Origin of the sequence: Kordia aestuariivivens, from assembly GCF_014397005.1 — a bacterium.
Classification (GTDB): Bacteria; Bacteroidota; Bacteroidia; order Flavobacteriales; family Flavobacteriaceae; genus Kordia; species Kordia aestuariivivens.
Genome location: NZ_JACGWS010000009.1, coordinates 26,268 through 49,672, shown reverse-complemented (window position 1 = coordinate 49,672; position 23,405 = coordinate 26,268). Strand labels below are relative to the sequence as shown.

The 23,405-nt window shown below is 35.1% G+C and carries 29 protein-coding genes; 16 read left to right on the top strand and 13 right to left on the bottom strand.

What is annotated here, in order from left to right:
* Nucleotides 1–83 precede the first annotated feature (83 nt).
* The 8 genes from bglX to H2O64_RS14755 all read left to right on the top strand — a co-directional run bounded on the left by bglX (nucleotide 84) and on the right by H2O64_RS14755 (nucleotide 6,256).
* On the top strand, nucleotides 84–2,354 hold the full coding sequence (gene bglX / locus H2O64_RS14790; RefSeq protein ID WP_187562985.1) for a beta-glucosidase BglX: 2,271 nt from the start codon (nucleotides 84–86) through the stop codon (nucleotides 2,352–2,354).
* A gap of 236 nt (nucleotides 2,355–2,590) precedes the next feature.
* Nucleotides 2,591–2,977 (top strand): hypothetical protein, encoded by a 387-nt coding sequence (locus tag H2O64_RS14785; protein WP_187562984.1) that lies wholly within the window; start codon nucleotides 2,591–2,593, stop codon nucleotides 2,975–2,977.
* Between the two features lie 481 nt (nucleotides 2,978–3,458).
* Nucleotides 3,459–3,707 carry a hypothetical protein gene (locus H2O64_RS14780; RefSeq protein ID WP_187562983.1) on the top strand — a complete coding sequence of 83 codons (249 nt, stop codon included), beginning with the start codon at nucleotides 3,459–3,461 and terminating at the stop codon, nucleotides 3,705–3,707.
* A 215-nt stretch (nucleotides 3,708–3,922) separates the two neighbouring features.
* Nucleotides 3,923–4,168 carry a hypothetical protein gene (locus tag H2O64_RS14775; protein ID WP_187562982.1) on the top strand — a complete coding sequence of 82 codons (246 nt, stop codon included), beginning with the start codon at nucleotides 3,923–3,925 and terminating at the stop codon, nucleotides 4,166–4,168.
* 215 nt (nucleotides 4,169–4,383) lie between these two features.
* Nucleotides 4,384–4,629, top strand: coding sequence for a hypothetical protein (locus H2O64_RS14770; RefSeq protein WP_187562981.1), 246 nt, complete (start codon nucleotides 4,384–4,386; stop codon nucleotides 4,627–4,629).
* A gap of 109 nt (nucleotides 4,630–4,738) precedes the next feature.
* Nucleotides 4,739–4,879 (top strand): hypothetical protein, encoded by a 141-nt coding sequence (locus H2O64_RS14765; RefSeq protein WP_187562980.1) that lies wholly within the window; start codon nucleotides 4,739–4,741, stop codon nucleotides 4,877–4,879.
* A 412-nt stretch (nucleotides 4,880–5,291) separates the two neighbouring features.
* Nucleotides 5,292–5,915: a JAB domain-containing protein gene (locus tag H2O64_RS14760; RefSeq protein WP_187562979.1), complete on the top strand. Its 624-nt coding sequence runs from the start codon at nucleotides 5,292–5,294 to the stop codon at nucleotides 5,913–5,915.
* On the top strand, nucleotides 5,915–6,256 hold the full coding sequence (locus H2O64_RS14755) for a hypothetical protein (protein WP_187562978.1): 342 nt from the start codon (nucleotides 5,915–5,917) through the stop codon (nucleotides 6,254–6,256). Before H2O64_RS14760 ends, H2O64_RS14755 begins: the two co-directional genes overlap by 1 nt.
* Before the next feature lie 103 nt (nucleotides 6,257–6,359).
* Here H2O64_RS14755 and H2O64_RS14750 read toward each other — a convergent pair whose 3' ends face one another.
* The 5 genes from H2O64_RS14750 to H2O64_RS14730 all read right to left on the bottom strand — a co-directional run bounded on the left by H2O64_RS14750 (nucleotide 6,360) and on the right by H2O64_RS14730 (nucleotide 9,712).
* On the bottom strand, nucleotides 6,360–7,232 hold the full coding sequence (locus tag H2O64_RS14750; protein ID WP_317173834.1) for an HNH endonuclease: 873 nt from the start codon (nucleotides 7,230–7,232) through the stop codon (nucleotides 6,360–6,362).
* A gap of 191 nt (nucleotides 7,233–7,423) precedes the next feature.
* Entirely contained in the window at nucleotides 7,424–7,648 is a 225-nt protein-coding gene (locus tag H2O64_RS14745) for a hypothetical protein (RefSeq protein WP_187562976.1), read from the bottom strand.
* A gap of 12 nt (nucleotides 7,649–7,660) precedes the next feature.
* Complete coding sequence (locus H2O64_RS14740; protein WP_187562975.1) at nucleotides 7,661–8,173, bottom strand: hypothetical protein; 513 nt, start codon at nucleotides 8,171–8,173, stop codon at nucleotides 7,661–7,663.
* Between the two features lie 122 nt (nucleotides 8,174–8,295).
* Entirely contained in the window at nucleotides 8,296–8,553 is a 258-nt protein-coding gene (locus tag H2O64_RS14735) for a hypothetical protein (RefSeq protein ID WP_187562974.1), read from the bottom strand.
* Between the two features lie 382 nt (nucleotides 8,554–8,935).
* Nucleotides 8,936–9,712: a DUF6261 family protein gene (locus H2O64_RS14730; protein WP_187562973.1), complete on the bottom strand. Its 777-nt coding sequence runs from the start codon at nucleotides 9,710–9,712 to the stop codon at nucleotides 8,936–8,938.
* 79 nt (nucleotides 9,713–9,791) lie between these two features.
* Between H2O64_RS14730 and H2O64_RS14725 the strand changes: the two genes are divergently transcribed.
* From H2O64_RS14725 to H2O64_RS14715, 3 genes are all read left to right on the top strand, one after another.
* A complete protein-coding gene (locus H2O64_RS14725) occupies nucleotides 9,792–10,007 on the top strand; it encodes a hypothetical protein (protein WP_187562972.1) in 216 nt (71 codons plus the stop codon).
* A 215-nt stretch (nucleotides 10,008–10,222) separates the two neighbouring features.
* Nucleotides 10,223–10,384 (top strand): hypothetical protein, encoded by a 162-nt coding sequence (locus H2O64_RS14720; protein WP_187562971.1) that lies wholly within the window; start codon nucleotides 10,223–10,225, stop codon nucleotides 10,382–10,384.
* A gap of 415 nt (nucleotides 10,385–10,799) precedes the next feature.
* Nucleotides 10,800–10,952, top strand: coding sequence for a hypothetical protein (locus tag H2O64_RS14715; RefSeq protein WP_187562970.1), 153 nt, complete (start codon nucleotides 10,800–10,802; stop codon nucleotides 10,950–10,952).
* Between the two features lie 249 nt (nucleotides 10,953–11,201).
* Here the strand turns inward: H2O64_RS14715 and H2O64_RS14710 are convergent, their stop codons facing one another.
* A complete protein-coding gene (locus H2O64_RS14710) occupies nucleotides 11,202–12,329 on the bottom strand; it encodes a M57 family metalloprotease (RefSeq protein WP_187562969.1) in 1,128 nt (375 codons plus the stop codon).
* Nucleotides 12,330–12,654: 325 nt separating this feature from the next.
* Here H2O64_RS14710 and H2O64_RS14705 point away from each other — a divergent pair, with 325 nt between their 5' ends.
* The 4 genes from H2O64_RS14705 (at nucleotide 12,655) to H2O64_RS14690 (ending at nucleotide 15,128) form a co-directional block, all read left to right on the top strand.
* A complete protein-coding gene (locus tag H2O64_RS14705) occupies nucleotides 12,655–12,828 on the top strand; it encodes a hypothetical protein (protein ID WP_187562968.1) in 174 nt (57 codons plus the stop codon).
* Nucleotides 12,829–12,957: 129 nt separating this feature from the next.
* On the top strand, nucleotides 12,958–13,449 hold the full coding sequence (locus H2O64_RS14700; protein WP_187562967.1) for a hypothetical protein: 492 nt from the start codon (nucleotides 12,958–12,960) through the stop codon (nucleotides 13,447–13,449).
* Between the two features lie 5 nt (nucleotides 13,450–13,454).
* Nucleotides 13,455–14,201, top strand: coding sequence for an LVIVD repeat-containing protein (locus H2O64_RS14695; protein WP_187562966.1), 747 nt, complete (start codon nucleotides 13,455–13,457; stop codon nucleotides 14,199–14,201).
* Nucleotides 14,202–14,765: 564 nt separating this feature from the next.
* A complete protein-coding gene (locus tag H2O64_RS14690; RefSeq protein WP_187562965.1) occupies nucleotides 14,766–15,128 on the top strand; it encodes a hypothetical protein in 363 nt (120 codons plus the stop codon).
* A 66-nt stretch (nucleotides 15,129–15,194) separates the two neighbouring features.
* Here the strand turns inward: H2O64_RS14690 and H2O64_RS14685 are convergent, their stop codons facing one another.
* The 6 genes from H2O64_RS14685 to H2O64_RS14660 all read right to left on the bottom strand — a co-directional run bounded on the left by H2O64_RS14685 (nucleotide 15,195) and on the right by H2O64_RS14660 (nucleotide 21,450).
* Nucleotides 15,195–16,556 (bottom strand): pyridoxal-phosphate dependent enzyme, encoded by a 1,362-nt coding sequence (locus tag H2O64_RS14685; protein WP_187562964.1) that lies wholly within the window; start codon nucleotides 16,554–16,556, stop codon nucleotides 15,195–15,197.
* A gap of 89 nt (nucleotides 16,557–16,645) precedes the next feature.
* Nucleotides 16,646–17,887, bottom strand: a complete 1,242-nt coding sequence (locus H2O64_RS14680) for an ABC transporter permease (protein ID WP_187562963.1) — start codon at nucleotides 17,885–17,887, stop codon at nucleotides 16,646–16,648.
* Nucleotides 17,888–18,052: 165 nt separating this feature from the next.
* The gene (locus H2O64_RS14675) at nucleotides 18,053–18,715 is read right to left on the bottom strand and encodes a hypothetical protein (RefSeq protein WP_187562962.1); all 663 of its coding nucleotides are present in this window, start codon (nucleotides 18,713–18,715) and stop codon (nucleotides 18,053–18,055) included.
* A gap of 63 nt (nucleotides 18,716–18,778) precedes the next feature.
* A complete protein-coding gene (locus tag H2O64_RS14670) occupies nucleotides 18,779–20,017 on the bottom strand; it encodes a glycosyltransferase (protein WP_187562961.1) in 1,239 nt (412 codons plus the stop codon).
* 9 nt (nucleotides 20,018–20,026) lie between these two features.
* The gene (locus H2O64_RS14665) at nucleotides 20,027–20,878 is read right to left on the bottom strand and encodes a sterol desaturase family protein (RefSeq protein ID WP_187562960.1); all 852 of its coding nucleotides are present in this window, start codon (nucleotides 20,876–20,878) and stop codon (nucleotides 20,027–20,029) included.
* A gap of 56 nt (nucleotides 20,879–20,934) precedes the next feature.
* The gene (locus H2O64_RS14660; RefSeq protein WP_187562959.1) at nucleotides 20,935–21,450 is read right to left on the bottom strand and encodes a YkgJ family cysteine cluster protein; all 516 of its coding nucleotides are present in this window, start codon (nucleotides 21,448–21,450) and stop codon (nucleotides 20,935–20,937) included.
* A 582-nt stretch (nucleotides 21,451–22,032) separates the two neighbouring features.
* Between H2O64_RS14660 and H2O64_RS14655 the strand changes: the two genes are divergently transcribed.
* Nucleotides 22,033–22,737, top strand: a complete 705-nt coding sequence (locus H2O64_RS14655) for a class I SAM-dependent methyltransferase (protein ID WP_187562958.1) — start codon at nucleotides 22,033–22,035, stop codon at nucleotides 22,735–22,737.
* 54 nt (nucleotides 22,738–22,791) lie between these two features.
* Here the strand turns inward: H2O64_RS14655 and H2O64_RS14650 are convergent, their stop codons facing one another.
* A complete protein-coding gene (locus tag H2O64_RS14650) occupies nucleotides 22,792–23,325 on the bottom strand; it encodes a DUF2059 domain-containing protein (protein WP_187562957.1) in 534 nt (177 codons plus the stop codon).
* Nucleotides 23,326–23,405: the final 80 nt, after the last annotated feature.

Sequence of the window (23,405 nt, the reverse complement as noted above, 5' to 3'; positions counted from 1 at the left end):
CTTTAAACAAAAAGTACCATAGGAATATATTGCAATATTTGTTTCTATACTGCGTGATGTATATATTTGAACAAACGCAATTCATGAGCCTTTTTCCAAAGCTTTTTTTTATCCTACTATTCCTCGTTACCACTTCCTATGCACAAACGGAAGTTTCAAAAGTATCCGTACACATGAAAGTTGATTCTTTACTCGCAAAAATGACCCTTGAAGAAAAAGTGGGGCAAATGAATATGTACAATGGTTTTTGGGACGCAACAGGTCCTGTACCTGAAGGCGGATCAGCGAAAACAAAATATGAACACCTCAAAAAAGGTTGGGTTGGCGCGATGTTAAATGTGCGAGGCTCCAAAAAAGTGAAAGAGTTACAACGCATTGCCGTTGAAGAAACACGCTTAGGAATTCCTCTTTTAATTGGGTTTGATGTGATACACGGTTACAAAACCATAAGTCCTGTTCCAATTGCAGAATCGTCAAGTTGGGATTTAAAAGCCATCAAAAATTCTGCACGCGTTGCTGCTACGGAAGCATCTGCGGCTGGAATCAACTGGACATTTGCGCCAATGGTTGATGTTTCAAGAGATCCACGTTGGGGAAGAGTTATGGAAGGTGCTGGAGAAGATCCATACTTGGGAAGTAAAATTGCCAAAGCACGTGTAGAAGGTTTTCAAGGAGACGATTTAACCCAAAAAAATACCATTGCAGCCTGTGCAAAACATTTTGCAGCGTATGGTTTTACAGAAGCTGGAAAAGAATACAACACCGTAGACATTGGAACCTCAACATTATACAATACCGTATTGCCACCTTTTAAAGCTGCAGCTGAAAGTGACGTAAAAACATTCATGAATTCGTTTAACGATCTTAATGGGATTCCTGTGACGGCGAACGAATTTCTACAAAGAGACATCCTAAAAGGCAAATGGGACTTTAAAGGATTTGTCGTTTCTGATTGGGCTTCTATTTCCGAATTAATTGATTGGGGACACGCCAAAGACAAACGACAAGCTGCGATACTTGCGGCACGCGCAGGTTCTGACTTAGACATGGAAGGAAACGTATACATTCAAGAATTGGTAAAACTCGTGAAAGATGGTGTCGTTGAAGAACGCATTATTGACGATGCAGTACGACGTATTTTAACTGTAAAGTATGAACTAGGTCTTTTTGACAATCCATATACCTATTGCGATGCTGAACACGAAAAAGAAACTATCGGACATGTAAAACATCATGAAGCCGTATTGGATATCGCTAAAAAATCAATTGTACTTTTAAAGAATGAAGGGAATATACTTCCACTGAAAAAGGAAGGACAAAAAATAGCGGTAATCGGACCGCTTGCGGCAGATAAAAACAGTCCACTAGGAAGCTGGCGACTTGCCTCTGACAATAACAGTGCGGTTTCTGTTTTGGAAGGAATGAAAAAATATACGGGCAATACACTCACACATAATAAAGGAGTGGATTTAGTCATTGGAAACACCGCTTTCATTAAAGAAGTTCAAATAAACACGACTAACCGAGATGGTATTAAGGAAGCAGTACAAGCTGCAAAAACAGCGGATGTTGTGGTGATGGTATTGGGTGAACACGGTTTTCAAAGTGGCGAAGCACGCAGCAGAACGAGTTTAGACTTACTAGGTTTGCAACAAGAATTGCTAGAAGCCGTATACGCCGTTAACAAAAACATTGTATTGGTACTCAACAACGGAAGACCGTTAGCCATAGAATGGGCAGCCGAGCACATTCCTACTATTGTAGAAGCTTGGCAACTAGGCACACAATCAGGAAATGCCATTGCACAAGTATTATATGGCGATTACAATCCGAGTGGAAAGTTACCTATGACCTTTCCTAGAAACGTGGGACAGATTCCTATATACTATAACTACAAAAGCACCGGAAGACCTTATAACAACAATGAAAACGTTTTTTGGTCACACTATATAGATGTTGCAAATACACCTTTGTATCCTTTTGGACATGGACTGAGTTATACCACTTTTAAGTATACAAACTTTACAATACACGGAAAAGATTTCTCTGTGAATGACAACATCAAAATTACAGTAGATGTCACCAATACAGGAAACTACGACGGAAAAGAAGTCGTACAGTTATACATCAGAGACTTATATGCTAGCATTACACGCCCTGTAAAAGAACTAAAAGGTTTTGAATTGGTAAACTTCAAAAAAGGAGAAACGAAAACGATTCAATTTACCCTGACCAAAAAAGAACTTGGTTTTTACGACAACAACGGAACGTACATTGTAGAACCTGGCGACTTTGAAGTATTCGTTGGTGGAAGTTCGTATACGGTGCTTAAGGAGCGGTTTACGGTTGAATGAGTTGTTAGTTGTTAGAAAACTAAAAATTACATATGTCATTTCGAATGGTTTTTCGCAATGGAATGAAGAAAAATTGTACTTCGACAAGCCCAGCAGAACTATCGAGAAATAGTTTTCAGTTTTCAGAAACTAAAAAAGTTTTGTTTTCATTGAGCTAAACCAAAATTTACATTTAGCTTTCAGCATAAAAAATACGAGAGTTCATTTACACAATACTAACCACTATCATTCCTCACATGAGCAAAATAGAAGTACTTATTATAACAAAACGTAATGCAACCTTTGAATATATTAAAGAGGCATTAACAGACTATAATCTTGAATTCCATGAGTCCAGATCATACCCAAAAGCGCTGTCAATAATAACCCAAGAAAAAATTGACCTTTTTATGGTTGATCTCTCTTTCAGAGAAGAATCAAGAAAAGTTGAGTTTATTAAATCGCTCTCTAGATATACTCCCTTATCTGTTACGTTTATTTTCTTAGCACAAAACGATACCGATACCCAAACTATAAAAGATGTAGGGATTCCTCAACCTTATGAGACCGTAGTAGCCCCTATTGACAACGGTGGATTTATGTACACGATGAAGTTGGTATTAGAAAGATACAATAGCAAATAGAAAAGACCAACATTTCGATAAAGCTCAATGTCCCACAAGTTTAATTAACCCAACATTGTTCTATATTCCGTCATCCGAAGCACCTTCCTGCTGAAGTAATCTGCTTAATGCATTCCATGAATGAGATTGCTTCGCTCCGTTCAGTTTTCAGTGTTCAGTGTTCAGTGTTCAGTGTTCAGTGTTCAGTGTTCAGTGTTCAGTGTTCAGTGTTCAGTGTTCAGTGTTCAATGTTCAAAACTAAAAAATTACATACGTCATTCCGAAAGTTTTGAAAAAACTTGTGGCAATCTGTTTCTTCATAAGTAGATCGCTCCGCTCGCAAAGACGAGATCAAACCATAATCCACTCATTTTCAATCCATAACTTTCTGTTTTACGGTAAAACCGTAGTTCATTGTTGCGTTTTCTTTTTATCTTTTTACGTTAAAATTCTAATTACTCAAAGAAGAAACTTAGTAAAATCATTATAAAACTCCACAATTATGAAAAAAAAGAATCTAAAAACCTTACGCCTAACAAAGTCAACAATTTCTAGTTTACGTACACAAACTATTTCTGGTGGTACTGATAGTATTATTATTGCTGTAAAAACCATTATTCGCACAATACCAATTCCGCAAGCTACTGTAACTGGGTGTTCTCAGTTTATGGAGTGTGACTCTGTTGCGGCATGTACTGGAAATGTTTGTAAAACTAATGAAGTAGATACCGAAACGCGTCCTGTTTGTTAAGATATTCATTGAGTGCTTGGTATTGGGTATTAGGTATTGGGTATTAGGTATTAGGTATTAGGTATTAGGTATTAGGTATTAGGTATTAGGTATTAGGTATTAGGTATTAGGTATTAGGTATTAGGGAAGTACAAAATTTAACATTTACAATTCAACATTTAAAATTATAATCATTTAAAAGAAGCTTAATAAAACTATTTTAAAACTCCACAATTATGAAAAAAAAGAATCTAAAAACATTGAACCTAAAAAGAGCAACCATTTCTAGTTTAACCGCAAAAACTCTTAACGGTGGAACAGACATTTTTACTATTATTATTCGCACCACAGATTATGCAACAGTAGGCACTTGTTCAAAATTTGCTGCATGTGATTCTGATGGAATTTGCCCCGTAGGTGTTCCAAAAACAAGATTTGTAAATATCGATACAAAACCTGCTTCCGCTTGTATACGTCATTAATAATAGGTCTAAATTTCTAAATCATTACTAAATTCCGTAGCTGTTCAATCGCTTTATTAAAGTACTTGGTATTGGGTATTAGGTATTAGGTATTAGGTATTAGGTATTAGGTATTAGGTATTAGGTATTAGGTATTAGGTAAGTACAAAATTTAACATTTAAAATGATAATCATTTAAAAGAAACTTAGTAAAACCATTATAAAACTCCACAATTATGAAAAAAAAGAATCTAAAAACCTTAAGCTTAACAAAAGCAACAATTTCTAATTTGCAAACAATTTCTGGTGGTACTGATATTACCATCGCTATTATTCGTACAATACAGGAAGTTACGGCGACAGGATGTTCTGAGTTAATGAAGTGCGACTCTGTTGCTGCTTGTCCTCGAGGTGTTGGAAAAACTAAATTTGTAGACACAGATACAAATCCTGCTTCTCTTTGTATGGATGGCTATCGATAGTCCGCGTACTTACAGGCACGTATTTTTAAACTATTTGTGAAACCTCGCACGGGTTCACGCTTTTATATGCTTACATTTTATCATTATTAATTTTTAAAACCATTTTAGTATGAAAAAGCAACGTTTAAAAGTATTGAACCTTCACAAGAAAGCAATTTCTACCTTACACACTACACATGTAAAAGGAAAAGGGTATTCACACTCCAATATGCAAAACGGTACACGAGAACATTGTTGTTATCCGTTGTAATTGATAATGAACAAGCGAACTTCGGTTCGCTTTTTTTTGTTTGGGCTTCGCTCAGCTCTTGGCTCTTGGCTCTTGGCGATCAAAAAACGTCATTTCGAGTGATTTTTTGCAATGAAATGAAGAAAAATTGTATCGAGAAACAGTTTTTTGAGGTAGCGGTTAGTCGCTTTGCTCCTGTTGTTTGTTTTCTGTTTTTTGTTGATTTGTTTTTTACTGGTTTGTTGTTCGTTATTTGTAAATTAGAAACCTTATAAAGATATGACCTCACTTCTCACTACTAAAATCTCAATACACAACTAATCATACATCCTAAATTAGTAAATTTATGAACGCTTTACTTTTTAATTTAACATTTAACATCTCGACTCCGCTCGATGTGACACATTTTGAATTAATAATGTATATTTGAAATATGAACGTACGACTGACCGAAGCACAAAAAATACAAATCCTCAATGCGCACGACGTATACAGTGTAATGCAACAAATACTGCTGCGTCAGAATAAAATTCGCAGAGCGCAAGAACACTTTTGGGTTGTAGGACTCAAAGCTGATAATAGCATTTTGTTTGTAGAACTCATTGCCATTGGCGCGCAAAACAGAGTAAATGCATCTCCGCCCGATGTGTTCCGTATGGGAATTTACAAACTTGCCGTACGCATGATATTGGTACACAACCATCCAAGTGGAAACTTGAAAGTATCTGCAAGTGATAAAGACATTACCGACAGACTTTTAAAAGTTGGTAAGCTCATTAATATTGACGTCATAGATCATTTAATTATTACCGAAAGTGGCTTTACCTCTTTTAAGGATAAAGGCATTATGTCAGCACTTCGCAAAAGCGGGCTCTATGAAATTCAAGATCGGGAAAGCGACCAAATGAAGGAAATGCAATTGCGCTATGAACGTAAGAATGCTGAGAAAGCGAAAGCGATGGAAGTGGCGCGTAAGATGAAAGCGAAAGGTTTTGACAATCAAACGATCAAAGAATTGACTGGTTTGTATATTCGGGATATAAAAGGATTGGAATAATGATTGGAGATTTTTTATTAGAAGTTACCTTAATCCATACGGCTATTATAGCTGTGATAAGTGCAACAATATTGATCTTCTTAGCGTATAAGAAACCTAAATTCTATGAAAGCACTTCAAGGATATTAATTATATTTATTGCTCTTTTACTTTTTTATCGATTGGGTTGGGAAGGTTCCATTGAACATCATCATGTAATTCGTGTAAATCAATCCAATATTCCTAATCATTTTATAGGACTATTTTATGTGTTGCTTTTGATGGATGTTTTTTGGCTAAGGAGTGTTGCACAGCATAGGATTGAAAAAAGTAAAAGTGAGGAAGAAACCGTATTAAGATAATATCTTATAAGCTTCGAAATTCACCAACAACTCTTATGCAGATGGTTAGTATAAAAATTCTTTACTACCATTAAAACTTAAAATATATTGAATATCACGTATACTAAAATATCCCTCTAGTTTGATTTGCTATTTTAATATTTCCAATATTAGGTCTTAATGTATGATTTTTTGGAATCTGAACTTTATCAAAAGCTAATTTCTCAAATTTTCTGATACCAGAATCAAGACCTACTTTTTCCAAATATTCCATTTTATTTTCATTGATAAGAATATTTAATTCTTCATCAAAGTAAATTAAAGAACGATCATAAGCAGTATGATGTAAGGCGCAAAGTCCCATGCCATTATCAATTTCATCCGTACCTTTTTCATGCGAATGAGGAACAATATGAGCAGCTTCAATTAACTCTAATCCTATTCCACACATTGCACATCTATTATTATAAGCGTCATAGACTTTCTTTCTAAAGCTAGGGTCTCTTTTTTGTCTAGCATGCGTTATAGTTAGTTTTCCTTCAGATGAATCAAATTCTCCATCAGCATTGTCGTTATTTAAGGAGTCTGATTGTTCTACTAGTTCTTTTAATTCTATATCGGTTACTAAATGAATAAAACTTAAGTTTTCTAAATATAAACCGAGATAGTCAGGAACAAAACTTATCACAGATTGCCCATTACTATCTCTGTAAGATCCTATTTTTTCCTTTGCGGCTAATTTTTGAGTTGAAAATCTTGAATAAAGAGATACTGTCTGTTTTTGATTAAATCTTTCTCTCATAAGATAAGGATTCCAAGCGGTAAAGACTTTTTCGTCTGCAAAATAGCCCAATACAATTACATCATTTCCCGAACTTAATGCTACATTAAAACTTTTAGACTTTGCAACTTGAATTCTACACTCATCTTGATTTTCTCTTCCATCTCCCGATTCGTGTACATTTTTGATTAAAACAAAAAATGTCTTTTTATTAATAGAAAATCGATATGGATTATTACCATCTATAAAAACTACATTATCTGAATAAAGTCTTAAACTATCTATCAGTAAGTATCTTAAATCTTTTGGGCGTTACCCTAAGGGTCGGGCTTTCCGTTACAATCTTTTGTTCGTGCCTCACAAAAGGATTTTCTCTCCAATCCCTAACGCAGTTACAAGAATAAATTTTAATTCAAATGAAAATCAATTTTCACATTAATTCCATTTTGAATTTTAAAAGATAATACATTTTCAGTTTTTGAAGCAAATTGAGAAGCTTCATTGTCATCTAAAAAAAATTCACATTCATCACACTTTTCAATTATTGTAGTGCCGTCTTTAACAAATTTTGAGTAATAGGCAGCACTACAAATCCAGCCTTTACCGTTGCATAAATCACAATTAGTATTCATTTTTATCAATTTTTAATATCCAATTAAAACAATTCCTTTTAGAGGCAACTTTAATCTTCCATTAACATATAGCGTTTCTAAAAAAGCAAATATACTTTGAAAATCATCTGTTCCAGCATAGGTATTTCTTACAGCTAGAATTAGATATTCAACAGAAGGCATCATACAAGCTTGAAATACGTCTTTTAAAAATTGATTATTTCGATATGCTCTTCCTGCTTCAACTTCTAGAACAATCGTTTTATCTTCACTTATACCATCAGCATCAAAAAATTTATCAATTTTATTATTTAATCCAAATAGAACCGGAACTCTAATTTTGTCATCTTTCTTTTTACTCTTTTCTATTTTAAATCCGATACTTTCTAATTCATCTCTCACAATTTCAAGAACTTCATTACTACCATAATTGTGGGTGTGTGAATCTATTAGGTTGAAATTATTTTCAAAACATTTTATTGCTTCTTCAACTTGTTCTGTTATTCCAAATGACCTTGGAAATAATTGGTATCTAAATTCTCCCATAATTATGCAGCAATTTTAAAGTTTTTATAATTCTCAAATTTAACGATCTTTTTTGGCTTTACTAAAAAAGCCACACAAACAGCTATAAACTATTTGGATGGCTTTCTAATATATACGTTTACTTACTGCGCAGGAAGACATGCATTAACCATACCCGCCATACAACCATCATACGCTTGTAACCAAATATCATGACGCTGTGAATGTGTCAAATACCCTTCATACGCAGGATCTGCATAGTTAGGAACACTTTCCATATAATAATCGGCACTGTTAAAACAGCAAACACCATCAATTTCGGTTCTACCACCGCTTACAGCCTTTTGCTTTTGTTTGCTCAACTCTTGAACTCCTTGTAATTTTAAAATGTTTTTTAACATAATCAATTATTTAATTTTAATTATAACTCTGAATACCAAACGAACACAAAGAATAGTCAGAGCATCTACGCTCTGTGTTTTTTCATATTGCTAATAGACTATTATATAGCAGACTACTACTATAGACAAGACATTATTGTTACTAGAAGGTTTTTTGATTATGCAAACTAAAAAGAAAAAGTACGTAGCCTTTTGCTACTACTTTGAGGGAGTGTTAAAGATACTAACTTCTCGGAAAATTTGTGTGTGCAGTTGGATGTTTTTTGCTCAAAACAATATACACCAACAAAAAAAAACACACCCAACTAGCCATAAAACTATTTGAGTGTTTTTGATAAACAGATTACTTCGTTGCTACCGCTCCTCGTAATAACAGAATATACTAACTCTTCGTTTCTCCATCCGAACCATTAGTATCTTCTCCGTCTTGTATGCCATCCGAAACCTCATCAGTAGCATCTGAGCCAAGTCGCAACCCAACCGTTTGGTTGTACTGCTTTGCTAAGACGCCTACCTCACTCACCAACTCTTGGTGAATAACGTTGCTTCCAAGCGTAGCATGTGCCTCAATATGCGATACCAATTTGCGGTAAGCTATTGTACCATCTTCGCGGATAGCCGTAAAACTCGTAGCAGGATTGGCTGCTGTTTCCGAAACACGTGCCAAGTACCGATCGTTAAATGTTGCGTTTGCCGTTTTTAGTTCTGCAATCCAATCCGCAAGTTTTAACGTGGTAATAGCTGCGACTAGTTTTGTTTCCGTTTCCCAATCAGACAACATGCTGTCTATCACGGCAGTTTCTGCTTGGTAATTCATCCGTGGAATGTTGGTACCGTAGTTATTCAAGTTGAACAACAAATTACGTGCGGCATTCTTTATAGCTTCATCATAGTGGTATTGATAGCCTTCCAAAATTGCTTTAATTCCCATAAACGCTTTATCGCGTTGGGTATCTAAATCAATCAGTTCTTGGGTAATACCACTACTCTGTTCCTGCTGAAACAAATCATCCATTTGATCGGTTACTGTAGTTAAGACACTGTGTTGTGCCGTTAACTGTAATGTTGCAACGTCATGCGCGTTGACTAATTCTAATACATCTTTCATGTATTGTAAAAATTCGCTATTACGATAGCGAGAGAAAACTGGTGTTTCCATAATTCATCGATTTTAAAGAATTAATAATTTTTTGTTCACTTTTTAGCTTTTTATTGCATAATTCGCAATAAAAAGCCGTTTGAAACCTTCTCGCAGCAATGCAGGGAGCTTTCCAACGCGTTTGGAAGCGTCTCGCAGACCTGCAGGAAGCTTTCCGACGCATTTGAAAACGTCTCGCAGACCTGCAGGGAGCTTTCCGACGTGTTGGAAACGTTCTCGCAGACGTGCAACAGACTTTCCAACGGATTTGAAAGCGTCTCGCAGACGTGCAACACGAAAACTTTTGACTACATAAGGCTGCTGCAAGCGTGTTTCATATGATGAATCTCAGTTATTTTTTAAAAACAAATAGTATGAATAGTGATAAAACGAGGCAAATTCAGGCAAAACATCCGTACTCGCTTCTAATTTTTCTTACGAAAAAACTAGCAGATGCAAACGATGGTTTTCCCGTAACATATTGTGAGCTTACTTTCTTACTTTAGTTTCATAACCAAAAAACCTTATATCATGAAAAAAAGAAATGTACAAACCTTACAATTGAACAAGAAACAAGTAGCTATCTTAAAAACGAACCGTCTTAAAGGTGGAACACAAGCACCACATGCTACCGAAGTAACATGCAACTCTGTTCCAGTGCAAGAAGGCGGCTTAGGTTGTCATATTAAGTAAACATGTTTACTTATTAATAGAATGAAAGCGAACTTCGGTTCGCTTTTTTTATGGCTCATGGTATGTATTACTGAGGCAATAATAATAAGAAGAGTTTTCAGTGTTCAGTGTTCAGTATTCAGTTTTCAGTATTCAGTGTTCAGTGTTCAGTGTTCAGTGTTTAGTTCTCAGTGTTCAGTGTTCGGTGTTCAGTATTCAGTATTCAGTGTTCAGTTTTCAGTGTTCGATGTTCAGAAATGAGGTCATTGAGCTGGGTCGAAATGCAGCACTCGGATGCACGGAAAAGAAGTCTGAGCGGAGCCGAAGACTACGTTTATGATGTACAACAAATTTAACACCCAATAAGTCTACGGTATTCCCGTAATACAACATTCGTTTGTTTTAGTAATTTTAGGTTTAACTAAAACATATTACTATGAAAAAGAAAGGATTAACATCGTTACAACTTCAAAAGAAATCAATTTCTAATTACAACCTTACAGGAGGATTGCAAGCACCTCTTGATAGTAATTACACAAGAGCCAATTGCGAACGATCAAGACCGGCATCTATTTGCCACTGTCATTAGGCACTAAAAAAACCATAAGAAGAAGAGTTTTCAGTTTTCAGTTTTCAGTTTTCAGTGTTCAGTAATAGGTCATTGAGCAAGGTCGAAATGCAGTGTTCGGTGTTCGGTGTTCAGAAATAAGGTCATTGAGCTGGGTCGAAATGAAACACAATCCAACAAGTCTAACTGTCTAACAAATCAAAAAAGCCCAACGATATCATTGGGCTTTTACATATAAAAATAAGTGTTTCTAGTAGGTGATGAATCGTGTTATAATATGGACGATGCCAACCTGATTTCTAAATATTCCTCTGTACAGGTTTCACCTTGATACGGCGAACATTCTTCTTCTTCTTCATCAATAAAATACCGACTGCTTCCTGCCGTTAAAGTACGGTTTCGGTTGTAATAGTAACTTCCTGAAGTATGGTTGTACTCCTGCACATTGATGCGATAGCTAACATTTACATTTCTGTTTAAGGTTGTTGAGGTAGTGTAGCTTCCGTTTGTAAAGACATCTACAAATACATCGTCTTGTATATAAATTTCGCCATAGTCATAATCGTCAATTACGTTGACAACATCGATACGCAAAGCACGTGGAAATAAGGCTCTAAAAGCTACTAAATCACCCGCAGAAAATGCACCACCACCACGAGCTGTATGCCACATGATTGATCCTGTATCGTTAGCACTTGTGCCTGGAATGTTAACTGCACCTCCTTCGCCGTTGGCGCTCCAATCAGTATGCCTTAGTCCTACACAATGACCCAATTCATGAATGACTACATTTCTTCTTAATGTAGATCCATAAGCACCTAATGTATCTACGTTTAATGTAACGGTGTTAAATGCACGTCCGTTAGATGGGAATCCTGCTCTTCCTAATACGTTAGAACTTTCTGCGCCAAAATCGCTTCGAATGGTAATGTTTGCCTGATTCGCATTGAATACACGCACAAAAAACAACGCACAGTTATTGATTCCGTTTAGTTGGGCAATAGCATTTACGGAATCTGTTGTTAAATTTGTTCCAACAGAACTATCAATAAATACATTGATGCGCATTCTGTTTAAGGACACTAACTTCCCTGTGTTAAACGCTTGCTTAGCATTGCTCCCATCGTCTGACAAGTCATAATCATTAATGTCTTTGCTGTACAATAAATCTGGTGGCGCTAAGAAGTGTTCTTCTGTTTCATAAATAGTGCCTTTTTCATACCCTCTGCTATACAATAACTGCACCACAGGATGGTTGTCTGAAGCAAGCCATTTTACATCAACACGCGCTGTTGTGGTTGCTTCTTCAATTAATTCTTCTGGATCATTTTGGCAACCTACTACAAAGAGCAAGCCCATCAAAATGAACACTAGCTGGTAATTAAAAACTTTTTTCATGGTTAAGTTTGATTTGTGGTTTATAGAATAATTAAAATATTACTCTATAAAGTTAAGCAAACACGTAACCAATATCTTACGGAAACACCATACATAAGCTATCAAAAACAATGCGCTTCATGTCAGATAATTTCCTTATGCTATTGTATTTAGTAACCGTACCATGATTTTTTTGATAAGACATTGTTACTAGAACTGTTGTTGTTTTTTCACGTCAGTTTAATTGGCTTTATTAGAATCCTTAGTTTGTGTCGCATATAGATATATGGTATACGAAGTCTGGTATTTATTTGTATATTATTGAATAATCCAAATTTATTATATCATGAAAAAAGTAATTTCAAAAAGTTTAGTACTAAACAAGAAATCGATTAGTAAACTAGACCGCCTCATTATTGAAGGTGGAAAATTAGACAATGGACGAACCTCAATTCCTGTTGGTATATGTACATGCAATCTTAGTTGTCATTCTTGTCCAGAATGTCCTACTGAGAAATAGTCATTTTAAAATTTCATCGCATACTAAAGTACGCTTAGGCAAGCTTTAGTTTGCGATTCGTTTTTCACATTCTTCACAAGGGCAACGCAACCTTTTGCATACTTCTGTATCTATCAACAAACAACCACAATGAAAACCAAAATTTTATCGGCACTACTCTGCCTGAGTCTTGTTTCCTGTATTTATGGAGACGACGACGGAGCTCCTATAATAAACAGCAACTACGAAGCTGTCATACTTTCACGCACGGAACTAGAAAGTTCTATTGAACTGCAAGCGGCACGCCCAATTTTAGAAACAGGAAAAATATATGTCATCAGCGGCTATTTATTTGTGAATGAACCCAATGTTGGCTTTCACATTATTAATAACCAAGATCCTTCCAACCCAATTGTAGAACGATTTTTGACAACTCCAGGCGTAACAGACATCATTTTTAAAGGTGAATCTTTCTACATAAACCAAGCAGTCGATTTAGTCGCATTAAAGTTTAATGAATCCTTAACAAGCATTACTGAAACTAAAAGAGTTAGAGACGTATTTCCCATATTATATTCTCCCGATTTTTATCATCCGGAGCTAAGTGCAGATGAAATCGTTGTTAATTGGATCCTAAACTAAAAATGATGAAAAAAATCACATATATATGTATACTCAGCATAGCAATGATTCTTGTTGCTTGTGATGCTGACAACGCAGCTACTGACGGTAATTTTGCCAGCGAAGATGGACAATCAGGATCGTTGGCGCGCTTTACCATACTGAACGATTATTTGTATACGGTAGATTATCAGAACCTAAATGTTTTTAATATTAGCAATAACGAAAATCCAGTTTTGGTAAACTCCATCAATATTGGATTTAATATTGAAACCTTATTCGCTTACAAAACCTATTTGTATATCGGTTCTCGAAACGGCATGTTTATTTATGATGCCGCTACGCTTGAAACACCTCAATTATTATCATCCGTACAACACTTTACGGCTTGTGATCCTGTGATTGCTAACGAAACACATGCGTTTGTGACCCTAAAAGGTGGAAATCAATGTGGCGTAAACTTAAATGTATTGGAAGTGTATGACGTAACCGATGTATCAAACCCAGTGTTGATTTCACAACGAAATTTAGCAGGACCTGTGGGAATGGGCTTTTATGGCGATTACTTATTTGTATGTGATGATGAGGTAAAAATATTTGACATTTCTGATCCTGAAGATATGAACTTAGTACATGCAATTGATACGGAAAGTTTTGATGTTATTATTCAGGATGACTTATTGATTTTAATTGGAGCGCAAGGCGTGTATCAATATGCATTAGATTCAAACGATATACAAAATGAAACCTTATTAAGTACATTAAGCTTATAATATAGCAATTGTATTAAAACCAATTACACCAAGTAAAAATCTATGTATAGAAGCGTAAGAAACCTCTAGTATTGTATTCTTACAAAGGAAATCTTAAGAAATGCAGTTAATCTTCCTTTCTTTGCAGTTAATCTAATGCTGAAATACAATATTTTAAGAAAAAAGTTGTTATTTTTGTGGAAACACTGAATGAATGATCGGAATATAGAAATTCCGTTTTCAATACTGAGTTGATCTTTAGCAAGCATAATCTTCCCCCTAAACTTTTGCCGCTGTTCATCAACTTTTTTGAAACTAAGATGCTTCTTTTAGTGATATTAATGAATTTAACCAATTGCAAAAAACCACAGTAAACTATTGATAATTAAGGAGTTTAACTAAAATACAAAAGCACAGTTACGCACCTTTACACATCAAGAACTAATGCTTCATGAATTTTAAAATATCATCTGTTGATGCGATCGCGCAGCGAAAGAATGTGCGGCTATAAAACACCAACACAAACAGAAGATTTCACTTTTAAAATTCCTAAAATATTAAAAATCAGTAGTTAAAATTATTTTTGTGAGTTTTTTTTTATACATTTATGCTGTGAAAATACATATTACCATATTATTATTTCTCATATTCACCTATAGCCTACCAGCTTTTAATACGACCGACAAAGATCGATCAAAGGTAAATATTAACTCAACAGTCGTAAGTAACAATACCAATGATACTGGTGTGTTACCTAGACCTACAATAACGAGCAATTCTGACGGTGGCGGACTAAGCACTGACAAAAACCCTTTAGTTTCTATTCTCAGTTTTTCTATACTTATCTTCTTCTCCATATTAGTTATTATACTAATTGACAATAGAAATTTAGAGAAACGTTATAAAAAACTCGTTTCCGACTACAAAAACAAAGAACCCATATTATAAAAATATACAACACAAAAAAAGTCGAATATTGCTATTCGACTTTTTTTATGCGCTATAAGTAAGGGTTTAATGAATTCCTTTAATAATATCGTACTTTGTAATAATATGATACTTATCATCTCCTAAATCGACCAATAATGCTTGATTATCTTTGGTGATTAACTTAGAAATATCATCAATAGAAGCGTTCTTTTGTACTATTGGAAATGGTTTTTGCATGACATCTGCAATATATGTATCTGCAATATCTTTGTTCTCCATAAATTTTGTAAACAATACCGTTTCGTCAATAGAACCTACAAAACCATCTGCATCAACCACAGGAATTTGTGATATTTTGAATTTACGCATCCGTTCAAGAGCATGCGAAACCAATTCACCTGTTTTTACGGTAACCAAAGGTTTATCGTGATGATCGTTGATTAGATCGGCAGCCGTAGAAACTTCTTTTTCTAAGAAACCACGTTCGCGCATCCAGTCGTCATTAAACATTTTTCCAACATATCTACTTCCATGATCATGGAATAACACCACGACAACATCGTCTTTTGTAAAGTGTTCTTTTAGTTGTAACAATCCTTTAATGGCTGATCCGGCAGAGTTTCCTAAAAACATACCTTCTTCCTTTGCCAAACGCTGCGTGTATACCGCAGCATCTTTATCGGTTACTTTCGTAAAACCATCAATAATATCAAAGTTTACGTTTTTAGGTAAAATATCTTCTCCAATTCCTTCCGTGATGTATGAATAGATTTCGTTTTCATCAAAGATGCCTGTTTCATGATATTTTTTAAAGACAGAACCATAGGTATCAACGCCCCAAATTTTTATATCCGGATTTTGTTCTTTCAAGTATTTTCCAACACCAGAAATAGTTCCACCTGTACCAACGCCCACAATAAAGTGTGTGACTTTCCCATCGGTTTGTTTCCAAATTTCTGGACCTGTACTTTCGTAATGCGCAGCAGCATTACTTGGATTGTCATATTGGTTTACATACCATGAGTTTGGTGTTTCTTCTCCCAAACGTTTTGACACAGAATAGTACGATCGTGGATCATCTGGCTCAACCGCAGTTGGACATACCACTACTTCTGCGCCAACGGCACGTAAAATATCTATCTTTTCTTTTGATTGTTTGTCTGCCATTACGCAAACAAGCTTGTATCCTTTTATAATGGCAGCTAATGCCAATCCCATTCCTGTATTTCCAGAAGTTCCTTCTATGATTGTTCCGCCTGGCTGTAAACGTCCATCTGCTTCTGCATCTTCAATCATCTTTACCGCCATTCTATCTTTTACAGAATTCCCTGGATTGAATGTTTCGTATTTTGCCAATACCAAAGCATCAACGTCTTTTACTAAGGCATTCATTTTGACTAAAGGTGTATTTCCAATAGTCCCTAATATATTTTCTGCGTATTCCATTCTTATTTTTTCAAGCGACAAAGATACAAAGTTCTATCAATTTAATGTCATACAATATTTAAAGTCTTGTTAATTAGTAGACTATTCTTTTATTGAAACTTAATCGCTTTTACAGGCGTAATTTTTGTGATGATATAGGAAGGAATTAATAACATTAGCACACACAATACTAATGTGCCCACATTGAGCGCTAGGATATGCCAAACTTCAATGTGTGTTGGAATGATAGCCGTGTGATATTGCTCAGGGTTCGGGAATTTTAAAAATCCAAAGGTGCGTTGTAGCCAGATACAAGAAATACCAATAACATTTCCCCAAAACAATCCAATAGCAATCAAATACGCAGCATTGTATAAAAAGATTTTACGAATGCTCCAATCGCTACTTCCGAGTGATTTTAAGATTCCGATCATAGGTGTTCTATCTAAAATCAAGACCAAAAGTGCGGTAATCATATTGATGCCTCCAACAATAATTATAATGCCGATGATGAGAAATATATTGACATCAAACAATGAAATCCATTCAAAAATAAACGGAAACTTGCTCGTAACACTTTGTGTATCTAAGTTTGGTGGAATCACGCTGTAGATTTCATCACCTTTATCCTGAATCATATCAAAATCATCCAAGAAGACTTCAAAGTTACCCACTTGATCAGCGTTCCATTTATTCATGCGTTGTATGTGGCGAATATCGACCAACATTACATTAGCATCAAACTTCTGAAAACCCGATTCGTAAATTCCAACAATCTCAAAGGTGCGTTCGTTCGGGATTTCGCTTGTATTTTCTTTTAAGAATAAAGACTTAAACGTATCGCCAAGTTTCAATTCTAATCGCCGCGCCAAGTATGCAGAAATTAATACCTCTCTATTTTCACGTTTTCCAGCAACATCAGGCAAGCGTCCTTCTTTTAAAAAGTCTTTAAAAGCATCCCAATTATAATCGGCACCAACACCTTTAGCCAACACACCTTCAAACGTTTTTTCTGTGCGAATAATTCCTGCTTTGGTTGCTACTGCTTGAATGTGCTTAATGCCTGAAACATCTGTAAATTCTGGATAAAAAGCTTGTTTTGAATCTAAAGGCATCAACGAAACTTCCGAGTCGTTATTGTCAAAATTAGAGATTTGAATATGCCCGTTAAAAGCCGCAACTTTTTCTTGAATCGTTTTTTGCAATCCCATTCCCGTAGCAATCGCAACCATCATCATCACAATACCAATAGCTATTGCGGCAATTGCAATTTTTATGATTGTTGCTGACACACTACTTTTATACTGTTTTGCCTTAATAATACGTTTGGCAATAAAAAACTCGTAATTCAAATTAAAGAATGGTTTATATATTTTTCAAAAATACATTTTTATTGTTGTTATTAATTGGATTTTTCACAAGATGTGACGCTAAAGAACAACAAAATGCGCAGAAAGCACTTGCAACTGCCAACACATACGTCTAGTTACAGTTTACAGAATAAAAACTTTTACATTCTACTTATCAAACTTAGCAATCTCAGTTAACTTAGTATCAAACACAATTTCCTGTTCTATATTGTCAAGCATTTTTCGCACGAGACTTAATGGATGCTCTGGAAATTCAGCATCATACTGTCTTGCATCCGATTTATTTCGTAAACCTGGGTTTGTAATTTCTGAATCATACGGATCACTAAACCAATTTTTAATTTCATCATCATCGCCTATGAACACCTCTTTTGTTCCCATTAACTTATCTAATATTACGGCATCTCTCATACCTGTCATACCAACTTCAGCAGCTTGAACTTTTACAACATAACTATAGTTTTCAAAAGGAATCGTAATTGATCCTACATACGCCATTCCTTTAGGGTCCATAGGAAATTTAAAAATTGTTTTTACCGTAGCAAATCCTTTTAATTGTAGCAAATCAACCTCAATAAGTGCGCCTCCATTTGGAGCAATGAGTTCTCTGTAAAACTTTCTTAAAAAATCGATGTCTTTTATTGTTGGAAGATCAGGTTCTAAGTCAAAAAAATTCTTCAACAATACAAGTGTTTGTTCTTGATTGACAAAAGCTTGTTCTTCCTTCGTGTTTTCAACCTCCTTCAACCCAAATTTTGGTATTTTAATGGAGTCAATTGTTACTTTTTTCTTTCTAAATAATTTAAACATCTACTTATAATTTTATTGTTGAAAAACTTTTACATTTTACATTTAAAATTCAACATTTAGCATTTATTTTCTATTCTTCTCCTCAATCCACTTAGACATATATTTCGTGCTATTTGTAGTGTGCAATTGCAACAAACTTCCCATAAAGTTTTGCGTGCGATGTGTTTCTAAATTTTTGAGTATGATCTGAATTTTCTCTAACAACTGCTGTTGAAAGATTTCTTTTGGATACCGCTTTGCGAGAATTTCAAAACCATTTTGTTGTGCTTGCAACCAACTATTTTTGTCTGTGTATAAAGCAATTGCTTCATCAACTAAAGTTTCGATATCATCTGAAACAATTCCGTTCCACGGGAGATTTCCATGCATGCCTTCTGCGCCAATTGTTGTCGTTGCACAAGGTGTTCCGTTTTGCATGCCGTCAATAAACTTCCCTTTTAAACCTGCACCAAAACGCAATGGCGCTAATAAGATTCTTGCTTTAGAAATTACTTCAGAAGCACTTTCGGCGCGACCGTGAACGAAGAATTTTTCTTTCGGTTGATTCAGTTGCAAACTGTTTTCCTTGGCGTACGAGCCATAAATGTGCATTTCTGCTTTGGGGAACTTTTTTCGTAAGATTGTCCAAACTTCTTTTTTTAAATACAACACCATGTCTCTATTTGGCGCGTGCAAAAAGTTTCCGATGGTGACAAAATGGTGTCGTTCTTCAAAACTTGGCAAGGCTTCTATTTGTGCTTTTGATGGCGCTTCCAACATAAACGGCAGGTATAACAACAATTCAGTATCAATTTTGAATTCATTGACTAACAAATTGTGTTCTACTTCTGAAATCAACAATGAAATATCGCAGCGTAAAACACTTGCTATTTCGCGTTGTGCCAATTGATAGTTTTTCAATTGATCAATATGAAATTCTTTTCCATCTTTTAATGCTTGATGCCTAGCTTTTCGCAAACTGTGTAGATCTTCTGTGTCCAAAATTCGCAAGGCAGCTGGACAGTTTTCAGCAACACGCCAACCAAATTGTTCTTCCATCATAAAACGATCAAACAGTACAATAGACGGATTGAGTTTTTTTATAAATTTATCAAAGCTTGCATCATTAATCTGAATAGTTTTGACAGCGATATCTATCTGACGTAAGTCAAAAATAAATTCACTTTTCGCAGCTGGACATGCAAACGTCACTTCCCAATCGTTCGCTCTAAAAAGCTGTAACAATTGCAACATGCGCGTTCCGGCGGCAGAAGATTTTGGTTCTGGCCACACATATCCAATAACTAAAACGTGTTGTTGCATGTAGTGAAATTATTCATCCGCATTCAACGTTGTCGGCGGACGATATTTATTGAAAGGAATTTTGAGTAAGCTTTTTAAGTTGTTATTTTCAGCTGCAGCTGGATACGTATCAACTCCGTAGACCAATGTTTTTGGATCTTTGACAGCGAAGGTTCTAAAAATACGATCCCAAATAGAGAAGATATTTCCGTAATTGGTATCCGTATATGGCAACTGATAATGATGATGAACTTTGTGCATGTTTGGCGAAACAATGACGTAACTAATCCATTTGTCAAGCACTTTTGGAATGACAATATTTGCATGATTAAACTGTGATAAAACCACTGATAATGATTGATATAACATGATAATTGCCACTGGCGCACCAACAAGTACAACACCAAGTAAGGTAAATACAAACCGAATAACACTTTCGCCCGGATGATGCCTGTTTGCAGTGGTTGTATCAACATGCGTATCGGTATGATGTACCAAATGAAAACGCCATAACACAGGAATTCTATGTTCTACATAATGCGCCAACCAAGCACCAAAAAAGTCCAAAGCCGCAACACCAATGAGCACAAACCACCAAACGGATAAGGTTGGAAATTGAATATCAATCCATTGTAAAATACCGAATTTATTAGCAACTGTCCATTCTGAAGCTTGGAATAGTAAAAAGGCAAGCACAAAATTGACCACAATTGTCGTCAACGTAAAAAAGATGTTTATACCTGCGTGTTGTACTTTTTTATAGTTGAATCGAAATAAAGGAATTAGATATTCAATCAACCAAAAAAAGGCAATTCCACCAACTAAAATCGCACTTCTGTGCGAAGAAGGTATCGATTCAAAATATGCTAAAATAGGTTCCAAAATAGTAAGATGTATTGGGTTTTACAAGGTTATAAAGATACGGTTTTTCTGTACATCTATCTGAATTGCTTTTTTGGCTTATCTGCCAAAATGGTCTTTAATTTTTCTACAATATTATACGTAGCAGGACAAATAGGAATATTATGCATCGTGATTTCAGAAATCTTATGAAACTTTTTGCGATTGGTATGTGGATATTCTCTGCATGCTTTTGGACGTACATCGTAAATCATACATTCGTTATCGGCTCCTAAAAAGTGACAAGGCGCAGTGTGCAATACATAATGATTGTCTTCATCAAAGTTTAAAAACTGACTGATGAATTGATGTTCTTTCATCTTGAAATGCTTTGAAATACGACCAATATCAGCATTTGTAAATATTGGGCTTGTCGTTTTACAACAATTAGCACAAGTAAGACAATCTGTTTTTTCAAACTCCTCATCATGCAAATCCTGCATGATGTAATCTAAATTTTTAGGTGTTTTCTTTTTGAGCTTAATAAAGAATTTTTTATTCGCTACTTCCACGTCTTTAGCGAGTTTAGGAAGCTCATTGATAAAATCTTGCATGTGTCTACTTCGTTTGTGAACAAAAATACATGATATTTTTTTGATTTGTTGGGTAACAAAACATTTAAAGCGGCACTTGTTAGTATAACATGAAGAAAATATACAACTTATGGTATATTTTCAAAATTAATAGAATCATAAAATTGGGGGATTTTACGAATCTAGGTTAATTATTTAGGTTATAGTTAACACAAGCAACGAGGACTACTTCTGTACGAATCGTTGCTTTTTTTTATGAAGTTCAATATAGTATAAGAAATAGCCCGCTGCGGATTCTTTTTCCGAAGTATAGCAGGTGTTTTTCGTTAAAAATTTTTGAAGCCTTGGAAAAAATTTAGAAAAACACATGCGGTTTTAGCTTTTTCAGCTAAAAATACCTCTGGAAAAAGCGCCTTTTCTTTTGTTTCGTTTTCTTTGGGCGAGCAAAGAAAATGAAAATCAGAAGCAATAATTCCAATTTTTAAAAAATACTATTATTGAATAACTTGAACTATTCTTTTCAATATGATTTTATATAGAACTAAAGTTATTAAGTGAAATTTCAATTACTTCCTGTATTTTTGCGACTTAGTTCGTACACAGATGAAAGATTTATTCGGGAAAGCTATTTTAGACTACCAGCAAGGAAATTACACAGAAGACATTACAACCTCAACGTCTATTTCGGAAGAAGATACGTTGCCACTTCCCTATTTATTTCGCTCGTATGATGAAATGCCAAAAATAGAACAACTAGCCTTACAACTAGCTAAAGGAAAGGTTTTGGATGTTGGTTGCGGCGCAGGAAGTCATAGTTTGTATTTACAAAACGAACGCAACTTAGAAGTGACTGCCATTGATGTTTCGGAAGCTGCCATAGAAGCCTGTAAACTCAGAGGAATTCACAAAGCAATCACTGCAGATGTACTCGAATTTTCTGGACAGTTTGACACGATTCTTTTATTGATGAATGGCGCTGGTATGTGCGGAAAACTCAATCGAATTGGAAACTTCTTGAATCACCTGAAAACAATATTGACCGACGACGGGCAAATTTTGGTAGATTCTTCCGATATCATTTATATGTTTGATGAAGATGAAGATGGCGGAAAGTGGATTCCTTCTGAAAATGAATATTATGGTGAATTACAATACAATGTAAGCTACAAAGGCGAACATGAAGAACCTTTCAATTGGTTGTATATTGATTACAACACATTACAAAACGCCGCACACGCGTCTGGCTTAAAATGCGAATTGATCCTTGAAGGTGAACATTATGATTATTTAGCGAAGTTATATAAATAATAAAGTTCACTTCGAGTGCCTCAGTGAACTTTATGAAGTTATTTATTAAAAAACTTAGTTTAAGCTATAGCCTTTTTCTGCTAATTTATGAATGACACTTTTATAAAATTCTCCACTCCATTGCATGGAAATTTCGCCTTCTATTTTTGCCAATCCATCTTTACTAACAATCATTTTTTGACCAGTTTCTGAATCGTAGAAGTTTCCTATTTGTTGTCGATGAGTAGCTGTTAACTTAGAAGGATCAGCCAACATTAGTTTAGCAGCAGTTGATTCGTAAAAAACGGTCATGTTCTTAATATCATTCATTGTAAAATAAGCCTTATAAGCAGAAACTAAAACGGCTTTCACTTCTTCTACTTGCGGCTTTTTAGCACTTTCGAGTTCTTTCCAAATAGCATCTGAAACTTTATAGTCTTTAAACTGTTTTTTCAACATTACAAACATGGCATCAACAGCACCTTCGTATTGTTCTTGCGTTCCGTTAATTGTTAAATAATGTTTTACATTCTCTATGTACGGATCTGTTTGTGCAAAAGAAGTTTGTACACAAACGAAAAGCAATACGGCAATCAATAGTTTTTTCATATCTATAAAATAAAACGGGGTAGGTGTTTTATACTAGTTTGCTTTCCAAATAGCATTCCAAAAGCAGTACAAAGATATTT